At 42.0% G+C, this 1,522-nt stretch carries 2 protein-coding genes and 1 pseudogene; 2 read left to right on the plus strand and 1 reads right to left on the minus strand.

What is annotated here, in order from left to right; all coding sequences use genetic code 11:
• Window positions 1-693, minus strand: a pseudogene (locus tag IQ242_RS24525) (CCA tRNA nucleotidyltransferase); the annotation flags it as partial.
• A 94-nt stretch (window positions 694-787) separates the two neighbouring features.
• Between IQ242_RS24525 and IQ242_RS24530 the strand changes: the two are divergent.
• Both IQ242_RS24530 and IQ242_RS24535 read left to right on the plus strand, forming a co-directional pair.
• Window positions 788-1,036 carry a Ycf34 family protein gene (locus IQ242_RS24530; RefSeq protein ID WP_002795917.1) on the plus strand — a complete coding sequence of 83 codons (249 nt, stop codon included), beginning with the start codon at window positions 788-790 and terminating at the stop codon, window positions 1,034-1,036.
• A gap of 110 nt (window positions 1,037-1,146) precedes the next feature.
• Window positions 1,147-1,416 (plus strand): hypothetical protein, encoded by a 270-nt coding sequence (locus tag IQ242_RS24535; protein WP_193961747.1) that lies wholly within the window; start codon window positions 1,147-1,149, stop codon window positions 1,414-1,416.
• Window positions 1,417-1,522: the final 106 nt, after the last annotated feature.

Genomic DNA, 1,522 nt, shown 5'->3' on the forward strand with positions numbered 1-1,522 from the left:
CCTCCCTAGCTCCATTTTTGCGGGGGTAATCCGACGCAACCAGAGAGATAATAAGCCATCTTCCCAGGCACTTTTTAGCCATTTATTGCCACGGGAATTGAGCAAAAGGTAGTTTAACTCGGATTGTACCCTTTCGGCGGCTACACGGTGCAATAAAGGGGCAAGAGAACGGATAGTTGCACGGGTATGGGGTTCGATTTCAAAGTCCAATTGAGCCGCTTGTCGATAGGCCCTTAATAATCTTAGGGGATCATCTTGGAGATTTTCGCGGGAAATCATCCGCAGAGATTGGCAGCCTAAATCTTTTAATCCCCCTAAAGGATCGAAAATTTCTTGGGTATAGAGATTATAAGCGAGAGCATTAACGGTGAAATCCCGTCTTTTTAGGTCTATTTCTAGAGATTCTCCCTCCTGTTGCGCGAAATCAAGAGTCCCCTGCGGAAAAACGACGCGAGCAATTTGACGAACCGCATCTAAAACCACAAAACCGGCTTTATAATGATGGGCAATAGTTTGGGCAATTTCGATCGCTTTTTCGGGAACCACAAAATCTAGGTCAATATAGTCTTTCTGACGGTTTAATAAAGCGTCTCGCACAGCACCACCGACTAAATAAGCATTTTCTGGCAATTCTTGCTGATTAATCGCAAAAACTTCTTTAACTAAACTATCTAGGTTTTTTTGACAAGACATCGAGAAGATAAATTTACAAAAATATAATTTTGACCGGCCCCATTTGGGGAGAGACTGAGCTAGATTAACGGAAAAGACCTATAGAGTTAAACTTATGTGTATTTGTATTAACTGCTATTTTGTTGATCGCTGTCTCACCTATCATGCCGTAGAAACACAACATCAGGAACGTCATCTCACCGAGACACCGGACTTTGAGGCGAAGAATCCTTCTATTAACGTTAACATTCGCACCAAGGAAGATTATATCGAAATGGAGTGGGATGTGGTGGGTTGTGAAAGCTTTTTACGCGAAACCGGTAAATGGTCTAGTTTGCGGCCAGGTGAACCAGTTCCCACCTAAAACACCTGAACTACCCATACATATCTACTACAAGAGCCGAAAGTTAATCCCCAAATATGTCTTGGACAGCCAACGATTCGAGGAATGCGTAATTTAAGAGCGAGGTATTTATGGGTAAAGAAGAGGAACTACTTGAACAATGGCGAGAATTGACCTCAGAAAAGCAACAAAAAGTTTGGCAATTTGTTCAAATACTTAAATCTGAGTCACAAACAACACCAGAAGCTAAATTTATTCCCCAAACACCATTAAGCAAAAAGTTATGGGAAATTCGACAGCGAGCGATTGCATCTGGATTGCAACTGCTCAATGAAGACGAAATAGAACAAGAACTTGCTGCACGTCGAGGAGGATGCACTTCATCGAAAATTTGGGTCTGAAACCCCGTCGTTCTACGACGGCTTTACTGTTAAATATTAGCACATTTACGAAATATATGCTAAAATGTGAGACATGGAAAAAGCCTACTCGTTTCGATTTTACCCC

Origin of the sequence: Microcystis sp. LEGE 08355, from assembly GCF_015207185.1 — a bacterium.
Classification (GTDB): Bacteria; Cyanobacteriota; Cyanobacteriia; order Cyanobacteriales; family Microcystaceae; genus Microcystis; species Microcystis panniformis.